At 70.9% G+C, this 17,397-nt stretch carries 13 protein-coding genes; 7 read left to right on the top strand and 6 right to left on the bottom strand.

Features of this window, described 5'->3' with window-relative positions:
- The first annotated feature begins 278 nt into the window (after positions 1-278).
- The 5 genes from APR04_RS06905 (at position 279) to APR04_RS06885 (ending at position 5,978) form a co-directional block, all read left to right on the top strand.
- A complete protein-coding gene (locus tag APR04_RS06905) occupies positions 279-1,268 on the top strand; it encodes an NAD-dependent epimerase/dehydratase family protein (RefSeq protein WP_253868793.1) in 990 nt (329 codons plus the stop codon).
- A gap of 55 nt (positions 1,269-1,323) precedes the next feature.
- The gene (locus APR04_RS06900; protein WP_253868791.1) at positions 1,324-2,460 is read left to right on the top strand and encodes a Fic family protein; all 1,137 of its coding nucleotides are present in this window, start codon (positions 1,324-1,326) and stop codon (positions 2,458-2,460) included.
- A 336-nt stretch (positions 2,461-2,796) separates the two neighbouring features.
- Positions 2,797-4,392 carry a TROVE domain-containing protein gene (locus APR04_RS06895; RefSeq protein ID WP_253868789.1) on the top strand — a complete coding sequence of 532 codons (1,596 nt, stop codon included), beginning with the start codon at positions 2,797-2,799 and terminating at the stop codon, positions 4,390-4,392.
- A 103-nt stretch (positions 4,393-4,495) separates the two neighbouring features.
- Entirely contained in the window at positions 4,496-4,756 is a 261-nt protein-coding gene (locus APR04_RS06890) for a helix-turn-helix domain-containing protein (RefSeq protein WP_253868787.1), read from the top strand.
- Positions 4,749-5,978: a type II toxin-antitoxin system HipA family toxin gene (locus APR04_RS06885; protein WP_253868786.1), complete on the top strand. Its 1,230-nt coding sequence runs from the start codon at positions 4,749-4,751 to the stop codon at positions 5,976-5,978. Before APR04_RS06890 ends, APR04_RS06885 begins: the two co-directional genes overlap by 8 nt.
- Before the next feature lie 12 nt (positions 5,979-5,990).
- On the opposite strand, the gene APR04_RS06880 is transcribed toward APR04_RS06885, so the two are convergent.
- The 4 genes from APR04_RS06880 to APR04_RS06865 form a co-directional block, all read right to left on the bottom strand.
- Positions 5,991-7,601: a GMC family oxidoreductase gene (locus tag APR04_RS06880; RefSeq protein WP_253868784.1), complete on the bottom strand. Its 1,611-nt coding sequence runs from the start codon at positions 7,599-7,601 to the stop codon at positions 5,991-5,993.
- Positions 7,594-9,078 carry an aldehyde dehydrogenase family protein gene (locus APR04_RS06875; protein WP_253868783.1) on the bottom strand — a complete coding sequence of 495 codons (1,485 nt, stop codon included), beginning with the start codon at positions 9,076-9,078 and terminating at the stop codon, positions 7,594-7,596. The genes APR04_RS06880 and APR04_RS06875 overlap by 8 nt, the downstream gene beginning before the upstream one ends.
- A 47-nt stretch (positions 9,079-9,125) precedes the next feature.
- Positions 9,126-11,216 carry a choline BCCT transporter BetT gene (gene betT, locus APR04_RS06870; protein ID WP_253868781.1) on the bottom strand — a complete coding sequence of 697 codons (2,091 nt, stop codon included), beginning with the start codon at positions 11,214-11,216 and terminating at the stop codon, positions 9,126-9,128.
- Positions 11,217-11,370: 154 nt separating this feature from the next.
- Positions 11,371-12,510, bottom strand: a complete 1,140-nt coding sequence (locus APR04_RS06865; RefSeq protein WP_253868780.1) for an Mrp/NBP35 family ATP-binding protein — start codon at positions 12,508-12,510, stop codon at positions 11,371-11,373.
- Positions 12,511-12,628: 118 nt separating this feature from the next.
- Between APR04_RS06865 and APR04_RS06860 the strand changes: the two genes are divergently transcribed.
- On the top strand, positions 12,629-14,602 hold the full coding sequence (locus APR04_RS06860) for a hypothetical protein (RefSeq protein ID WP_253868778.1): 1,974 nt from the start codon (positions 12,629-12,631) through the stop codon (positions 14,600-14,602).
- Here APR04_RS06860 and APR04_RS06855 read toward each other — a convergent pair.
- Positions 14,557-15,081: a DUF1003 domain-containing protein gene (locus APR04_RS06855; RefSeq protein WP_253868776.1), complete on the bottom strand. Its 525-nt coding sequence runs from the start codon at positions 15,079-15,081 to the stop codon at positions 14,557-14,559. The two genes, APR04_RS06860 and APR04_RS06855, sit on opposite strands and share 46 nt — an antisense overlap.
- Positions 15,074-16,393: a magnesium transporter MgtE N-terminal domain-containing protein gene (locus APR04_RS06850; protein ID WP_253868774.1), complete on the bottom strand. Its 1,320-nt coding sequence runs from the start codon at positions 16,391-16,393 to the stop codon at positions 15,074-15,076. The genes APR04_RS06855 and APR04_RS06850 overlap by 8 nt, the downstream gene beginning before the upstream one ends.
- A gap of 73 nt (positions 16,394-16,466) precedes the next feature.
- Here APR04_RS06850 and APR04_RS06845 point away from each other — a divergent pair, with 73 nt between their 5' ends.
- Positions 16,467-17,366: a YflT domain-containing protein gene (locus tag APR04_RS06845; protein ID WP_253868772.1), complete on the top strand. Its 900-nt coding sequence runs from the start codon at positions 16,467-16,469 to the stop codon at positions 17,364-17,366.
- Positions 17,367-17,397 lie beyond the last annotated feature (31 nt).

Genomic DNA, 17,397 nt, shown 5'->3' with positions numbered 1-17,397 from the left:
CTGGGTCCTTTCACGGGTACATCTCGAGAAACAGCACGACGTCCACGACCCATCGGTCGGGGACTTCCTTGCCCGGTCGGGAGCGTTCGTGCGGAGTGTCCGGGGAATACGGTATGTCCTCGACGCGCGGGTGGGAATACGCTTCCCGGTCGCTGACGGGTCGTGATTTCGGTCCTCTGCATCGTGGCGCCGCCGGCGGGCCTGCCCGTATGCCACGCGATGATTCGCCAGGAGCAGATCCACGTGCCTAGCCGGCCGCTATGCGGTTCGGTGGGACCATGCGAATCCTGCTTCTCGGTGGAACGGTCTTCCTGTCCCGCGCTGTCGCGGAGGCCGCGCTGGCCCACGGGCACGACGTCACGTGCGCGGCACGCGGCGTGAGCGGCACGGTGCCCGACGGCGCGACGCTCGTCCCCTGGGATCGCGCCGACGCGGTGCCAGCGGAGCTCACCAGCACCCCGTTCGACGCCGTCGTCGACGTCTCGCGCATCCCCTCGCACGTGCGCAGCGCGGTCGCGGCGTTCCCGGACGCCCACTGGACGTTCGTCTCGACCATCAACGTCTATGCGGACACCGCCACGCTGGGCGGCACGCCGGCGACGCTGCCCCTGCTCGACCCGATAGAGACCGACGAGGACCCTGGTGACGGCCCGGATGTCTACGGCGCCATGAAGGTGGCGTGCGAGAACACGGTCCGCACCGGCGTCGCGGCCGCGCTCGTGATCCGGCCGGGCCTGATCGTCGGCCCGGGCGACCCGAGCGGCCGGTTCACGTACTGGCCCGCCCGGTTCGCGGAGGCGGCACAGGACGGTCTGCCGGTGCTGGTCCCCGAGCCTACGGACGCCTCGGTCCAGCTCGTCGACGTCCGCGACCTCGCGGAGTGGATAGTGACGGCGGCGGAGGTGGGCACCGTAGGAGACTTCGACGCCGTCTGCCCGCCGCTGCCCCGGTCGGAGCTCCTCGCCAAGGTGGCCGACGGCGCGGGGGCGCTCCCGGAGCTCGTCCCGGTGTCCCCGGAGCTGCTCGCCGAGCACGAGGTCGTCCCGTGGTCGGGCCCTCGCTCGATCCCGTTCTGGGCCGCCGACCTGGTCGACTCCGGCTTCATGGCGCACGACGTCACATCGTCGCTGGAAGCGGGCCTGACGATCCGGCCGTTCGCCGAGACCACGCGCGACACGCTCGCGTGGCTCGGTGCCACGCCGGACGTCAAGGTCACGGGCCTGACCCGCGAGGAGGAGCAGGCAGTGCTGGCGGCCGTCCGCGGCTGAGCGTGTCGGCTATGACGCATTGACGCAATGATTGCGTCATTACTAGGATGGCGTCATGCTCTTCCCGACCCCGGAACTCTCGCCGGACGACGCGCGCGTGCTCGCCGACATCGATCACGCGCGCGACGACCTGCGCCTGCAGGTCCGGTCGACACCTACGAAGTGCACCGACGACCTTCGCCGCTTCCTGACCGCCGACGCCGTCGCCGCCTCGAACTCGATCGAGGGGTTTCAGGTCTCGACCGTCGACGCCGAGGACCTCATGGACGGTGAGCGCGACGTCGACGTCTCGGAGGTGAACCGCGAGGAGACGCTCGCGTACCAGCGGATGATGACCTACATCCAGTCGCTGCACGATGCTCCGGACTTCGGTTACAGCAAGGGTCTTCTCAACGGGCTCCACTGGATGCTCCAGGGGCACCACCACACACCACCGCGTCCAGCTGGACAGTGGCGCAAGGGCTCGGTGTACGTCACCGACACCCGCGACCCGAGCATCGCCGTCTACACCGCGCCCTCGGTGGACAAGGTGCCCGGTCTCATGGCCGAGCTGGTGGACTGGCTCAACGACGATGACGACACCCACCCCGTGGTCCGGGCGGCGATGGCGCACCTGCACCTGGTCTCCATCCACCCGTGGTCGGACGGGAACGGTCGCATGTCGCGCTCGTTGCAGACGCTGGTCACGGCACGGTCGGGCGTCCTGGCCCCCGAGTTCTCGTCGATCGAGGCCTGGCTGGGCAGACCGGGTAACACGTGGGAGTACTACCGCCAGCTCGGCGCCTGGGGGGCCACCTATCTGCCCGACCAGGACGTCTCCGAATGGGTCAGGTTCAACCTTGTGGCGTCCCACCAACAGACCCAGTCCGTCCGGCTGCGGCTCGAACGATCCACCCGGGTGCTCCAGCGGCTGGACACGTTCGTGGAGTCCGTGGGCCTCAGCAGCCGTGTCGTCAGCGCGCTGCACGATGTCGCACTCTCGGGCCGGGTGCGCCGCAGCCGGTACGAACGCTCGGAGAACCTGCGTCTTCAGCAGGCACAGCGCGATCTGCGCGACCTCGTGGCGGCGCGGGTGCTGGAGCCGGTCGGCCGGACCCGTGCCCGCTACTACGTCGCCGGCGAGCAGTTTCCGCAGGCTGCGCTGGAGGAGGCCCGTACCCCGTTCACGCTCACGGACCCGTACGCGCAGTAGTTCATCAGGCGACGGCGATATCCCGCACCGTATGGTTCCGGTCCTGGATATTGCCTGGTCAGGCCGAAACCGGCCCCCTAGGGTCCTGAATCGACAACAGAATCGCGGAAGCACGGGCGGGCCGGAGACGGTCGGTTATCGGATCTCAGGGTGCGGGTTCGACTCCCGCCACTGCCCAAGGGCGGTGTAGCTCAGTGGACAGAGCATGAGACAAAGCTCGGCCGTCGTACACACGCCCACCCGTGCTTCCACGCTCGAGAGCGGTGGCGGGCACACGCCCGCCACCGCTCTCTTCTGCCCGTCACCGGTACGACCCACCCCGAGAGGAGCTTCGCCATGGACATCCTGCGCGCCATCAATCGTCGTCGGACCCCCCAGAACCAGCCCGCCGACCCGCGCCAGGAGGCGAACTCCGCCGGCGGCTACACCTTCGTGCTCGATGATGCCGCACGCCTGCGCCGCTTTCTCACGCTCGGCGTCGACGGCGGCACGTACTACGCAGCGCCCGGCACGCTGGCGCGCGAGAACGCCGAGGTCGTGGCCCGCATGGCGGCCGCCGACCCGGTCACCCTGGTCGACACGATCGTCGAGGTGTCGACCAGCGGCGCCGCGCCCAAGCAGAACCCGGCCCTGTTCGCGCTCGCGTACGCGGCGTCGGTCCCCGAGTCGGCGGCGCTCGCGCTCGCCGCGCTGCCCCGGGTCGCGCGCACCGGCACGCACCTGTTCCTGTTCGCCGGCTACGTCGAGCAGTTCCGTGGCTGGGGCCGCGGGCTGCGCCGCGCCGTCGGCGGGTGGTACACGGCCAAGGACGCCGACGCCGTCGCCTACCAGGCGGTCAAGTACCGGCAGCGTGAGGGCTGGTCGCACCGGGACCTGCTGCGTCTGGCGCACCCCGTCACGGCTGACTCCGCGCTCCGGGCAACCTTCGACTGGGTGGTCCGTGGCGCGACGGGCGAGCAGACTCCCGCCCTGGTCACGGCGTTCCTCAGGGCGCAGGAGGCCACCGCTCCGGCGGCCTGGTCGGCGCTCGTCCGCGAGGCCGGCCTGACCTGGGAGATGCTCCCGGACGCGGCGCTCGCCGAGCCCGCGGTGTGGGACGCGCTGCTCGACGTCGGTATGCCCGCGACGGCGCTGATGCGTCAGCTCCCGCGGCTCACCCGGCTCGGGCTGCTGCCCGCCGTCGGCGGGCGCACCGACGAGGTCGCGAGCCTGCTCGCGGACCCCGAGCGGCTGCGCCGTGCCCCCGTGCACCCGGTGAACGTGCTGGTGGCGCGGCGGACCTACGCGTCGGGCGTCTCGGCCCGGGGCACGGGTACGTGGGAGCCCACGCAGCGCATAGTCGACGCGCTCGACGCCGCGTTCTACGCGGCGTTCGGCGCGGTCGAGCCGGCAGGGAAGCGGATGCTGCTCGCCGTGGACGTGTCGGGTTCGATGGGCACCTCGATCGCCGGTATGCCGCTCACGGCTCGTGAGGCCTCGGCGGCGCTGGCTCTCGTCCAGCTCGCGACCGAGCCGGGCTCGTCTGCCGTAGGGTTCACGACCGGCCCAGGCCAGGGCTGGCGCGAGTCGGTGCTGAAGCCGCTGCGGATCTCGCCGCGCCGTCGGCTCGACGACGCCCTGCGTGTGGTCGACGAGATGCCGATGGGCGGCACGGACTGCGCACAGCCCATGCTGTACGCGCTGGCCAACGGCATGGAGGTCGACACGTTCGTGGTCTACACGGACAGCGAGACCTGGCACGGCGACGTCCACCCGCACCAGGCGCTGCGGCAGTACCGGGAGCGCACGGCTATCGCGGCGCGGCTCGTGGTGGTCGGCATGACCGCCACCGAGTTCTCGATCGCGGACCCGACCGACCCGGGGATGCTCGACGTCGCCGGGTTCGACGCGGCCGTGCCGTCGGTGATCTCGCAGTTCGCGCGCGGCCTGTGACGGGGTGTGACCCTCGCGTGACTTCGATATCGACGTCAAGTTGCTTGACGTCGAAATCGAAGTCACGTAGGCTGACGTCGGTATCGACGTCAGGAGGATGGTAGTGCGAAGCGTTCGGACCGAGATCGACAGCCCCGAGATGCTCGGCTTCGCGTTGCAGCAGGGGCGCCTGGTCCAAGGCCTGAGCCAGCGCGAGCTGGCGGCGCAACTCGGCATCGGCCAGAAGTGGGTGTGGGAGATGGAGGGCGGTAAGCCCGGCATCCTGACGACCCGACTGTTCGCCATGCTCAAGGCGACCGGTGTCCGGCTGTATGCGGACCTGCCGCTGCCGGACGACCCGGCGAAGGGGGGCAGTGATGTCTGAGCTTCATGTCGAGCTGTACGGGCACCTCGTCGGGCACCTGTACGCGTCAGGCGATCGAACGTTCGACTTCCGTACTGACCACGCAGCCTTCGAGCACTTCAGTCCGGCCTCCATGGCTCTCTCGGTGTCCGTGCCGTTGAGCGTGGTGGACAGCCGAGGAAGAGCAGGGCGACGCAGGGTCTTCTTTACCGAGCTGCTCCCCGAGGGGAACATGCTCGTCGACCTGGCTCGCAGAGCAGGCGTGGCCGAGCACGACGTCGTCGGATTCCTGGCTCACTACGGACGCGACGTGGCCGGCGCCGTCCAGATCTGGGACCCGGATCGCCCGGGTGAGCCACGGGCGCCGCGTCTCACCGCGGTCACCGACGATGAGGTCGGGACGTTGCTGCAGGACACCCGGTCCGCGCCACTGGGCAATTCGCCGGTGTCCGGGAAGTCGTCGCTCGCGGGTGTGCAGGAGAAGATAGTTCTGGCGCGGGTCGACGGCGGATGGCACCGCGTGCACGACGGTTATCCGTCCACGCACATCGTTAAACCAGAGACCCGTGAGCATTCGTCGCTGATCTACGACGAGGAGTACGGGACACGCCTCGCCCGCGCGACCGGTCTGACCCGTCACGCCTCATGGATCGAGGACTTCCCCGGCCGGCCGGGCCTGGTGATTGAGCGCTACGACCGGTCACCAGACGCGCCGCAAGGGCGGATCCACCAGGAAGACATGAATCAGGCGCTCGGCGCAATCGGAAACCAGAAGTACCAGGAGTACGGCGGAAAAGTGAGCCTGGCACGCGTCGCGGAGATGCTCGCACGTGTGACGGGCGACGACTCGCAGGAGCGACTGCTTCGTATGACGGCGTTCGCCCTAGCCATCGGCAATCTCGACATGCACGCGAAGAATATCTCGCTGATCCACAACCCGGACCAGACCACGACGCTCGCGCCGGCCTACGATGTCGTGCCCTTGCGGCAGCACCCGACCGATGGCCGGATGGCGCTCGCTGTGAACAAGAAGTACGTGCACGCGACGATTACGGCCGAAGATGTGGTGGCAGAAGGTGCGGCTTGGGGCGTGTCCGATGCCGAGGGGGTTGTGCGGAAGACTCTCGAAGCGACTCTGACCGCCATCGAGGCCGATAAGCCGGATCGGAGAGCGGACCCGAAGCTCCGAGAGACGATCCTCGCATTCACGCGTAACCTGCTGGCCGGCGACCCGGTGTCGTAGGACCCGGCACCGTCACCCGACCAGCACCGTCCGCTCCTCCTTCAGGAAGTCCGCGCACCGCTCGCCGATCATCATCACCGTGATGTTCGGGTTGACCGACGTGATCTCCGGCATCACCGACGCGTCAGCGACGCGCAGCCCCGTGACGCCCTTGACCCGCAGCCGAGGGTCGAGGGGGGAGCTGTCGTCGTCCGGCGCACCCATCCGCACCGAACCGGTCGGGTGGTAGACCGTGTTGTGGGTGCGGGAGATGTAGTCCGCGATCTCCTCGTCGGTCTGCACGTCCGGCCCCGGGTACAGCTCGGGGCCCGCCCACTCGGTCATCGCGGGCTGGGCCACGATCTTCCGCGCGAGCTTGATGCCCTCGACCATGACCGTCATGTCGTGCGGGTCCGTGAAGTAGCGGGGGTCCACCATCGGCTTGTCCCGGAAGTCCAGGGAGCGCAGCCGGACCGTGCCACGCGAACGGGCGTGCGTCACGTTCGGGGTGAGGCAGAACCCGTTCTCCGTGGTCGGGTAACCCTGCCGCGCCGTGTGCATGTCGAACGGCACCGAGCCGTAGTGCATCATCAGGTCCGGCCGGTCCAGGCCCGGCTCTGTGGCCGCGAAGATGCCGATCTCCCACCACTGCGTGGAGGAGGTGACCATGGGCTGCTTCGCCTCCCACTGGATCACCCCTTCGGGATGGTCCTGCATGTGCGAGCCGACGCCGGGCGAGTCGACCAGGACGTCGACCCCCACCTCCGCGAGGTGCTCCGCCGGGCCGATGCCGGAGAGCATGAGCAGCTTGGGCGAGTCGATGGCGCCGGCGGACAGGATCACCTCCTGCCGAGCGGTGAACGTCCGGTGGTGGATCAGGTCCGGGCCGAGCACCTCGACACCGGTGCAGCGGGTGCCCTCGAAGATCAGCCGCTTGGCGCGATGCTCCGTGAGGATCGTCAGGTTCGGCCGGTCGAGGATCGGGTGCAGGTAGCTCACCGACGACGACGAGCGGACGCCGTCCTCCCGCGCGTTGATCTGGAAGAAGCTCGCGCCGGTCACGACGGTGGAGCCGTCGTTGAACTGCACGCGAGGGATGCCCGCCTGCTCGCAGGCGTCCAGCACCGCCACGCCGCACGGGTCGGTCGGCGGGACCTGCCGGATCCGCACCGGGCCGTCATGGCCGTGGTGCGCGCCGGCCTGGTCGTTGTTCTCGAGCTTCGTGTAGTACGGGCGGGACTCCTGTGCGCGCCAGCCGGCGGCGCCCATCGCCTCCCACTGGTCCAGGTCCTCCGCGGGCGCCCAGAACGCGATGCAGGAGTTGTGCGAGGAGCAGCCGCCGAGGACCTTGGCACGCGCCTGCCGCATGAACGAGTTGCCTGCTGTCTGCGGCTCGATCTGGTAGTCCCAGTCGTAGCCCGACTCCAGCAGCCCCATCCAGCGGTCGAGCCGCAGGATCGCGTCGTCGCCGACGTCGGACGGGCCCGCCTCCAGCAGGACGACCGAGACCTCAGGGTCCTCGCTGAGCCGGGCCGCGACGGCGGCGCCGGCGGAGCCGCCGCCGATCACCACGTAGTCGAACGTGGCCTCGCTCGTCCGCGTGTCCGCCTGCTTGGTCGGCCGCTTCGCGGGCAGCTCAGTCATCGGTGCCTCCGAACCACCCGGTCACGGCCGGGCGCAGGTTCTGGTAGATGTGCTTGGACTCCTGGTACTCGGCCAGGCCGGCCAGCCCGAGCTCCCGCCCGAACCCGGACTGCCCGTAGCCGCCCCACTCCGCCTGCGGCAGGTAGGGGTGGTAGTCGTTGATCCAGATCGTGCCGTGCCGCAGCCGGTTCGCCACCCGCTGCGCCTTGCCCGCGTCCTGCGACCACACGGCACCGGCCAGGCCGTAGAACGTGTCGTTGGCGATCTCGACGGCCTCGTCCTCGCTGCTGAACGTCTCGACGGTGACGACGGGACCGAACGCCTCGTCGATGACCGCCGAGCTGCCGCGCCGGACGCCGTCGAGCACCGTGGGCAGGTAGTAGAAGCCCTGCTCCAGCTCGCCGGTGCCCCACTCGCCGCCGCACCGCACGACGGCGCCCTCCGCGACCGCCTGCGCCACGTACGCCGTGACCTTGTCCCGGTGCGCGGCCGAGATCAGCGGACCGGTCTCGGCGGACTCGTCCCACGGGCCGCCCAGCCGGATCTCCCGGGCACGGCGCACCAGCTCGTCGACGAAGCGGTCGTGGACGGACTCCTCGACGACCAGCCGCGCCCCTGCGGAGCACACCTGCCCCGAGTGGACGAACGCCCCGTTGAGCGCGTTGTCCACGGCGGCGTCGAAGTCGGCGTCCGCGAAGATGACGTTCGGGTTCTTGCCGCCCAGCTCCAGCGCGACCTTCTTGACCGTTGCCGCTGCGCTCGCCGCGATGATCCGGCCCGTGGCGAGGCCGCCGGTGAACGACACCATGTCGACGTCGGCGTGCGACGAGAGCGGTGCGCCCGCCTCGGGCCCGGCGCCGAGCACCAGGTTGGCGACGCCGGCGGGCACCCCGGCGTCGGACAGCACCTCCATCAGGAGGACCGCGGTGTGGGGTGTGAGCTCGCTCGGCTTGAGCACGAACGTGTTGCCCGCCGCGAGGCAGGGTGCCACCTTCCACACGGCCTGCAGGAGCGGGTAGTTCCAGGGGGAGATGAGGCCGCAGACCCCCACGGGCTCGTGCACGACGCGGCTGAGCACGTCCGCGCTGCCCGCGTCGACGATGCGGCCGGCGTCGACGCCCGCCACCTTGGCGTACCAGCGGAAGCAGGCGATGCAGTCGTCGATGTCGATGCGGCTCTCGACGAGGCGCTTGCCCGTGTCGCGGGACTCGGCGAGCGCGAAGTCCTCCGCCCGCTCGGTGAGCAGCTCCGCCACACGGTGCAGCAGCTCACCGCGCTCGGGCGCGGTGGTGGAGCGCCACGGGCCGGTGTCGAACGCGCGCCGCGCCGCGGCGATCGCCCGCTCGGCGTCGGCGGCGGTCGCCTCGGACACCTCCGCGACGAGCGAGCCGTCCGCCGGGCAGCGGATCTCACGGGTGCCGCCGGCGGCCGCTGCCGTCCAGGTGCCGTCGATGTACAGGGTGGTCGGTGTGCTCATGGTGGTGCTCCGGGTCGGGGCGTACGGGATCTGCGGGCGTGCGGTGGTCAGCCTTCGATCTGTTCGGTGTCGTGCGTCGGCGAGCTGCTCGCGTGCAGGAAGAGCAGGTGCCGCTCGTACTGGTCAAGGACGTCGGCGATGAGCTGCTCCTTGGCGTAGTCGGTCACGTCGTAGCCCTGCGTGCCCTCGGCGAGGAGCACCTCGACGCGGAAGTACGTGTCGTCCTGGTCCGAGGTGTTCATGCGGAACGTCGGCGTGGGGTGCGCCTGCGGCCACAGCGTGTACGTGAACTGGTCCTCGTCGCCGTGCTCGGCGGTGAGCGTGATGGCGGGCAGCCCGCTGTCGCCAACGGGGGCCTCGGTGCAGGAGGTCGAGATGCCCTGCTCCTCCAGCGCTGCGGAGACCTCGGTCAGCGCGGGGCGGACCGTCCTGTCGATGAACCGCAGGGCGTGCCGCCGGTCCGGGAAGCTGACGAGCCGCGTGAGGCGCTGCCGCCAGCCGGGGGTTCCGGCCGTTCCGTGCCCGATCCGGCCGGACAGGCTCGAGGGCAGGGCCGTGCGCAAGGTGTCGAACTTCTTTCCCTCGGTGCGCAGCACCTTGTAGAGCGCGAACATCACGCCGAACATCACGAGCGAGAACGGCAGGCCCATGATGATCGTGCCGGACTGCAGCGTCGAGATGCCGCCAGCGAGCAGCATGCCCATGGTGAGCAGGCCCGTGGCCGCCGCCCAGAAGACGCGCAGCCAGATCGGTCCGTCGTCGCCCGCCCGGTGCAGCTTGGAGGTCAGGTTGGACAGGACGAGCGCGCCGGAGTCGGCCGACGTCACGTAGAAGAGCAGGCCGATGAAGATGGCCAGACCGATGGTCGCCGGCGCGGCAGGGAACTGCTCGAGCAGGGCGTAGATGCCCGACGCCGGGTCGTTCATCGCGGCGTCGCCGAACGCGGCGCCCTCGGCACCGCCGTTCCGCATGTAGTCCAGCGCGCTGTTGCCGAAGACGGACACCCACAGCAGCACGAACACGAACGGGATGGTGAGCGTCCCCACCACGAACTGGCGGATGGTCCGGCCCCGCGAGATGCGCGCGAGGAACAGGCCGACGAACGGCGCCCAGGCCACCCACCAGGCCCAGAAGAACAGCGTCCACGCGTTCATCCAGTCGGTCGGCGCGTCGAACGCGTAGGTGTTCAGCGTCATGCCGGGCAGCCGGGACACGTAGTCGCCGACGTTCATCACCAGCGCGTTGAACAGGAACGTCGTCTTGCCGGTGACGACGAGGAACAGCACCAGCAGCAGGGCGAGCACGACGTTGAGCTCGGACAGCCGCCGCACACCACGCTGCACGCCGGAGACCACCGACAGCGTCGCCATCACCACGGCGAGCGCGAGCAGCGCGACCTGGGCGCCGACGCCGATCGGCACCCCGAACAGGTTGGCGAGCCCGCGGTTGAGCATCTCGACGCCGATCCCGAGCGTGGTGGCGAGGCCGAAGATGGTGCCGATCACCGCGGCGATGTCGACCGCGTCGCCCAGCTTGCCCCAGACGCGGTCGCCGAACAGGGGGTGCAGCACCGAGCGGATGCTCAGTGGCATGTTGCGCCGGTAGGCGAAGTAGGCGATGGCCATGCCCATCAGGGCGTACATGCCCCAGCCGATGATGCCGTAGTGGAACAGCGTCCAGACGATGGCCATCCGGGCGGCCTCGACCGTGCCGCCGTCGCCGACGGGTGGCGCAAGGTACTGCGACGCCGGCTCGGCCACCGAGTAGAACATCAGGTCGGTGCCGATGCCGGCGGCGAACAGCATCGCGGACCAGGTGAAGAGCCCGAACTGGGGCTTGGACTGCTCAGGGCCGAGCTTGATACGGCCGGCCCGGGACAGAGCGACGCCGATGACGAACACCAGGAACGCGGCGGCGGCGATGAAGTAGTAGGCACCGAACCAGTCGGAGATCCAGGCGACGACGACGCCGATGTACTTCTCGGTGCGCGCCGGCCAGATGATCGCGACCAGGCCGACCACGAGGATCAGCGTCGCCGAGCCGAAGAACACCGTTGGATTGATGCCGCTGTGCCGTCGCGGTTCGGGCGCGCTGTCGGCTGCTGCGGTCGGGTTCTCGGTCTTCGCCGGGGTGCTCATGTCTACCTTCGTCGATGGTCTGGGCGCTGCCCACCGTACAACTACATGAATATTCACCTGCTGCCGACCCGGGGCGCACCGGAGCTGCCCCGCCTGAAGCCGAGATTACGCCCGCCGCCACCTGGTCGCGCGCTGCTCCGCCCAGCCCGCGGTGTCAGACCGGTGCGAGCCCCAGGCTGCGGCCCGCCAGGCCGCGACGGCGCTTCGAGAGCCCGCGGGCGACGTCGGCCAGCACCCGCGCGCCCGGTGAGTCCGGTGCGGTCAGGACGACCGGCGTGCCGTCGTCCCCGCCCTCACGGACGGCGACGTCGAGCGGGATCTGGCCGAGCAGCGGCACGTCCTTGCCCACGAGCTCGGTGAGCCGGGCCGAGACCTTCGCGCCACCGCCCGCCCCGAAGATCTCGACGCGGGTGCCGTCGGGCTGCTCCAGCCACGACATGTTCTCGATCACGCCCACCACACCCTGCTGTGTCTGGGTCGCGACGGCGCCCGCGCGCTCCGCGACCTCGGCGGCCGCGGCCTGCGGCGTCGTGACGACCAGGATCTCGGAGCTCGGCAGCAGCTGTGCCACGGAGATGGCGATGTCGCCGGTACCGGGCGGCAGGTCGAGGAGGAGCACGTCCAGGTCGCCCCAGAACACGTCGGCCAGGAACTGCTCCAGCGCGCGGTGCAGCATGGGTCCGCGCCAGACGACGGGCTGCCCGGCCGGTACGAACATGCCGATCGAGACCACCTTGACGCCGTGCGCGATGGGCGGCAGCAGCATGTTGTCCACCCGCGTGGGCTGCCGGTCCACGCCCAGCATGCGGGGGATCGAGAAGCCGTAGATGTCGGCGTCGATCACTCCGACCGACAGGCCGTCCGCCGCCAGCGCCACCGCGAGGTTCGCCGTGACCGACGACTTGCCCACACCGCCCTTGCCGGAGGCCACGGCGTACACCTTGGTCATCGAACCCGGCTGCGAGAACGGGATGACGGGGTCGCCCGCGCCGCCGCGCAGCATCGACCGCAGGGAGGAACGCTGCTCCGGCGTCATGACGCCCAGCTCGACATCGACGGCCGCCACGCCCTCGACGGCCGTCGCGGCGGCCGTCACGTCCTTGATCAGCGTCGACTTCATGGGACAGCCTGCAACGGTCAGGTCGATGCCGACGGCGACGTGCCCGCTTGTCGACACGTCCACCGACCGAACCATGCCAAGGTCGGTGATGGGTCGCCGGATCTCTGGGTCGAGCACACCGGTCAGTGCGTCACGCACCCGAGCCTCGAGTGTGGGGGAGTCGACTGGGGTCATGGATCGATCTTATGGGCGAGGTCCAGGGGTACCGGAATCCGGGTGGTCTTCCATGACTTTGCAATGAAGGTACGTTGAAAACGGTACGCTGCGTCACCACCAAGGGTGAGGAGGCCCCATGACCGAGCCACGCGTTCCCACGCGAGTTCGGCGTGTCGCCTCCGAGGACCAGGCCCGCGAGCTCGCCGCCGCTCTGCAGCGGCCGGGCCGCAGCAGCCCGGTGGTGGTCATCTCGACGCCCGCCGGGCACGACGTCCCGTTCGTCGACCCTCAGCGGGTGCTCGACGACGTCGCAGGGCTCGCCGAGGTGGTCGTGATCCCGACGGGTGACGTGTCGTGGGCGTTCTCGTCGGGCATGCCGCCGGACACCCAGGTCTACGGTGGTGCGTCCCGCGTCTACGGCACGGACCTGGAGTGGGTGCACCACCCCCGCCGGTCGCCGCTGCACTTCGCCTACTCCGCGGACGAGGACGTGCGCGTGCGCGACCGCCTGGTCAGCGACGTCATGCGGTTCGCGGTCCGTGCGGGGATCGTCGGCTCCGTGCGGTCCGCGCCGGACGTGGCGCCCACCGGCGGGAAGGTGCTGGGGGTGCTCGGCACGCGTGCCCTGATCAGCACCGAGGACGGCGGCCAGGCCACGATCGCGGAGGAGCTCGTCTTCGCCGACGTCGCGCTGGCGCGGTTGCTCGCACCGGGCATGCGGGTCACCGGCGTGCTCGACCCGGCGCGTCGCCTCCTCGACGTCCGCCGCATGGTGCCCGACGTCGACGCGCTGCGCCGGGCGGTGAACGCCGCCTACCGCGTGGGCCAGGTCGTGCTCGGCCGGGTCGAGGCGGTCGAGCACGACGCCGTGCGCATCGCCCTGGCTCCGGGCGTCCTCGTGCGGGTGCGCCGTGCGGAGATCACGGGCAACGACCTGGACCTGCTGAGCGACCTCTTCACCGCGGGCGAGGTGGTCGCGGCCCGCAGGGTGCCGGCGCCGCTCGACGGCCTGGCGCTGCGGCTGGACGACGTCGACGAGTCCGAGGACCAGCCGGTCCCGGCCATCGCTCTGCTGGACGGTGGGCCGCCGTGGCTCGAGCCGCCGCTGCCGCCGGCCGAGCACGTCGGGACCCGCCCCTCGCTGGTCGAGCCCGTCGAGCCGCGGCTCCCCGTGGCTGAGCCCGTCGGGACCCGCACCGACGACACCCCGCCCACGCCCGCCGACCTGTTCGGGGTGCGCCCCGCAGAGCCCGGCACCGACCGGGCGCGCGCCGAGCGCCCCGCCCCGGGCCCCGACACCGGGCCCGTCCTGACGCCTCCGGGCGGCCAGCGGGCCCCGACGCCTGGTGACGTGGCCGCGTGGCACGCGGGTGGGCACGAGGCCCTGCCCTCGCCCGCGGCGTCCGAGTCCCCTGCGGAACCGGCAGGCAAGGCGGCACGCGACCTCAGCCTCTCCCTCGACGCGGCGAAGGCCCAGGTGTCGGTGCTCGCGAAGGAGCTGCTGGACGACAAGGTCAAGCGACACCAGGTCGAGCTGGAGGTCGACCGCCTCCTGGGGCGCGTCGGCGAGCTCACGGAACGGCTCGAACGCAGCGAGCGGCGTGCCGAGCAGCAGGCGACGGCCCTGCGCAAGGCACGCCAGGAGGCCGCACGCCTGCGCCGTCGGCTCGGTGACGCCGGAGGCGAGGAGCCCGAGGACCGCTACTTCCTCGACGACGAGGAACAGCTCCGGTTCGAGGTCCTGGCCGAGTGGGCCCGCGCGATCCCGGCCGCCGAGAAGTCCGGTCGCCCCCTGGCGGAGTACACGGTCGGGCCACGGTTCCTCGCCTCCCTCGCCGACGTCGAGGGAGTCAGCCGGGACCGCGTGGTCTGGACGCTCGTCATGGTGCTTACCGGGCACGCGCCCGAGATGAACGGCCTGCAGGTGCACCGCCTGCGGACGGGCTCCGGTGGTGACGACCCGGTCCGCCAGCGCGACGACGGCGCCGCGTGCTGGCGGGTGTCGCTCCAGGTCAACACGCCGTCGGCGCGCAGGCTGCACTACTGGAAGCTGCCGGGCGGGGCCTACGAACTGTCGCGCGTGGTGGTCCACGACGACGTGGAGCCCTGACCGCGGTCCTTCTCGTCCAGCTCCTCCAGGAGGTTGCGGATCTCCGACCGCACGAAGTCGCGGGTGGCGACCTCCGACAGGGCGATCCGGAGCGCCGCCATCTCGCGGGCCAGGTACTCCGTGTCCGCGAGATTGCGCTCGCCCCGCCGTCGGTCCTGCTCGGCCGTGACGCGGTCGCGGTCGTCCTGCCGGTTCTGCGCCAGCAGGATCAGCGGGGCCGCGTAGCTGGCCTGCAGCGACAGCATCAGGGTGAGCGCGGTGAACCCGTTGGCAGCGCTGTCGAACCGCAGGTTCTCCGGGCCCCACGCGTTCCACGCGAGCCAGATGATGCAGAACACCGTGAGGTAGATCAGGAAGCGTGGAGTACCCAGGAACCGCGCGATGCCCTCGGTGGCCTTCCCGACGGCGTCCTGCTCCATCCGGAACCGGGGTACCAGGCTGCGCCGTTGCGCGAGCGGGGTGTCCAGGCGGTCAGCCACGGGTCGCCTCCCGTCGGTTCGACTGCCGTCGGTTCGCGGGGGCGGACTGGGCGGCGATCGACTCGAGGTGCTCGTCGTCGCTCGCCCGCCAGTCGTCCGGGAGGATGTGGTCCAGCACGTCGTCGACCGTGACCACGCCAAGCAGCCGGCGCTGGGCGTCGAGCACCGGCAGCGCGAGCAGGTCGTAGGCGGCGAGCAGGCGCGTCACCTGACCCACCGACGCGTCATGGGTCAGCCACTCGGTCTCCGCGTCCAGCACCGACGCGACCGCGGCGTGCGGCGGTTCGCGCAGCAGCCGCTGGAAGTGCGCGACGCCGAGGAACCGGCCGGTCGGCGTCTCCTGCGGGGGCCGCACCACGAACACCATGGACGCCAGCGCCGGGGGCAGCTCGGCTCGCCGGATCTGGGCCAGCGCGGTGGCGATGGTGTCGTCCGCACCGAGGATCACCGGCTCCGTGGTCATGAGGCCGCCCGCCGTGTCCTCGGCGTACTCCAGCAGGCGCCGGACGTCGGCCGCCTCCTCCGGCTCCATGAGATTCAGGAGCTGGGTCGCCTGCTCGTCGGGCAGCTCGTTCAGGAGGTCGGCGGCGTCGTCGGGCTCCATGGCGTCCAGCACGTCCGCCGCACGCTCCCGGTCCAGGCCGGACAGGATCGCCACCTGAGCGTCCTCCGGGAGCTCCTCCAGCACGTCGGCGAGCCGCTCGTCGTTCAGCGCGCCGGCGATCTCCAGCCGACGCGCCGTCCCGAGCTCCTGGATCACGTCCGCGAGGTCGGCCGCCCGCATGTCCTCGTACGCCTCCAGCAGACGAGCGGCACCCTGCTCGACCGACCGACGGGTGAGGTCCTGCACGGCGTCGACCGGGATGGTCAGCGTGGAGCCCCGGCGGAACCGGGTCGATCCCCGCGCGGACCGGCGCCGCACGAACAGCTGGTCCACCAGCCAGTCGCCGGTGCGCTGCTGCGCGATCGAGACGTCCTCGATGGTGACCTCGCCCGAGCCGTCCTTGAGCTGCACGCGGCGGTCCAGCAGCTCGCCCAGCACCACCGACTCCATGGCCCGCTGCTCGAACCGCCGCAGGTTCACGAGGCCCGTGCTGATCACCTGGCCCGAGTCGATGCTGGTCACCCGGGTCAGCGGGAGAAAGACACGGCGACGGCCCGGGACCTCGACCACCAGACCCACCGCCCGCGGCGCGCCCTTGGCCCGGACCAGCACGACGACATCACGAACCCGGCCCACCTGGTCGCCGATCGGGTCGAAGACCACCGTGCCTGCCAGGCGTGCGACGAAAACCCGGGTGCTGGCGCTCACGCTGGTCAGCCTACGACCCTGCTCTGTCGCACGCTCCTCGCCACCAGCGACAAGGTAGGGGAGACTATGGGGTATGAGCATGTCTCGCCCGGGTGCTGTCCCGAAGGTCCCGACCCTGCCGGCAGGCGACGAGGTCGCCGCGTACTCCACCTATCTGGAGGCGCAGAAAGCAGTCGACTACCTCTCCGACAACAAGTTCCCCGTCGAGAACGTCACCATCGTGGGCACCGACCTGCGCATGGTCGAGCGCGTCACGGGGCGCCTCACGTACGGCCGGGTGGCGCTCGCTGGCGCTCTCTCCGGCGCATGGTTCGGTTTCTTCGTGGGACTGCTGATCACGCTGTTCGCCGGCGAGGCCGGCTTCCAGGTGATGTTCGCCGGTATCGCGCTCGGTGCCGGCTTCGGCCTGCTGTTCTCTGTGCTGTCCTACGCCTTCACGCGCGGGCGGCGGGACTTCACGTCCTCCTCGCAGATCGTGGCAGCCACCTACGCGATCCTCTGTGGCCACGACCACGCGGGCGACGCACGGGCGCTCCTGATGCGCTCGCCGAGCGGGCTGGGCAAGTCGCGCGGCAACGCCACCGTGGGGGTGCCGGCTCCCTTCCCGCCGCAGGCACCTGCCGCCCCGGCGCCTGGTGCGCAGGCACCTGGCGCCGATCCCGCGCAGCCCGCCGCGCCGCCGACTCGCCCGACCGACCCGCGCTGGGTCACGCCGACGGGTGAGCCCCGCTACGGCGCGATGCGGCCGGGAGCGGGTGGCGCCGGAGCGGCGCCGGCCGAGCCGCCGTCGGATGCGCGGGCTCCGGAAGCTCCGGCCGACGCGCAGACGGGGTCACCGACCCCGCCCGACCAGGCAGCGCAGGCCCCGGACAAGCAGCGCCCGGACGGGACGAACAGCCCGGACGACGACTCGCCCACGTCGCGCACCCGCTTCACGAACCCCTACGCCCCGCCGAGCGACGACCAGAAGTAGCACCACTGCCTGAGCGGGCGTGACTTCGGTC

This window comes from Promicromonospora umidemergens (assembly GCF_024171995.1).
In the GTDB taxonomy this organism is placed as follows: Bacteria; Actinomycetota; Actinomycetes; order Actinomycetales; family Cellulomonadaceae; genus Promicromonospora; species Promicromonospora umidemergens.
The sequence above is the reverse complement of the archived record's forward strand: the minus strand, read 5'-3'. Positions and strand labels throughout refer to the sequence as shown.

What these genes read in the sequence shown, in the direction of transcription:
- APR04_RS06905 (WP_253868793.1), top strand. Translation starts at nt 279, where the DNA reads ATGCGAATCCTGCTTCTCGGTGGAACGGTCTTCCTGTCCCGCGCTGTC.
- APR04_RS06900 (WP_253868791.1), top strand. Translation starts at nt 1,324, where the DNA reads ATGCTCTTCCCGACCCCGGAACTCTCGCCGGACGACGCGCGCGTGCTC.
- APR04_RS06895 (WP_253868789.1), top strand. Translation starts at nt 2,797, where the DNA reads ATGGACATCCTGCGCGCCATCAATCGTCGTCGGACCCCCCAGAACCAG.
- APR04_RS06885 (WP_253868786.1), top strand. Translation starts at nt 4,749, where the DNA reads ATGTCTGAGCTTCATGTCGAGCTGTACGGGCACCTCGTCGGGCACCTG.
- APR04_RS06880 (WP_253868784.1), bottom strand. Translation starts at nt 7,601, where the DNA reads ATGACTGAGCTGCCCGCGAAGCGGCCGACCAAGCAGGCGGACACGCGG.
- APR04_RS06875 (WP_253868783.1), bottom strand. Translation starts at nt 9,078, where the DNA reads ATGAGCACACCGACCACCCTGTACATCGACGGCACCTGGACGGCAGCG.
- betT (WP_253868781.1), bottom strand. Translation starts at nt 11,216, where the DNA reads ATGAGCACCCCGGCGAAGACCGAGAACCCGACCGCAGCAGCCGACAGC.
- APR04_RS06865 (WP_253868780.1), bottom strand. Translation starts at nt 12,510, where the DNA reads ATGACCCCAGTCGACTCCCCCACACTCGAGGCTCGGGTGCGTGACGCA.
- APR04_RS06860 (WP_253868778.1), top strand. Translation starts at nt 12,629, where the DNA reads ATGACCGAGCCACGCGTTCCCACGCGAGTTCGGCGTGTCGCCTCCGAG.
- APR04_RS06845 (WP_253868772.1), top strand. Translation starts at nt 16,467, where the DNA reads ATGAGCATGTCTCGCCCGGGTGCTGTCCCGAAGGTCCCGACCCTGCCG.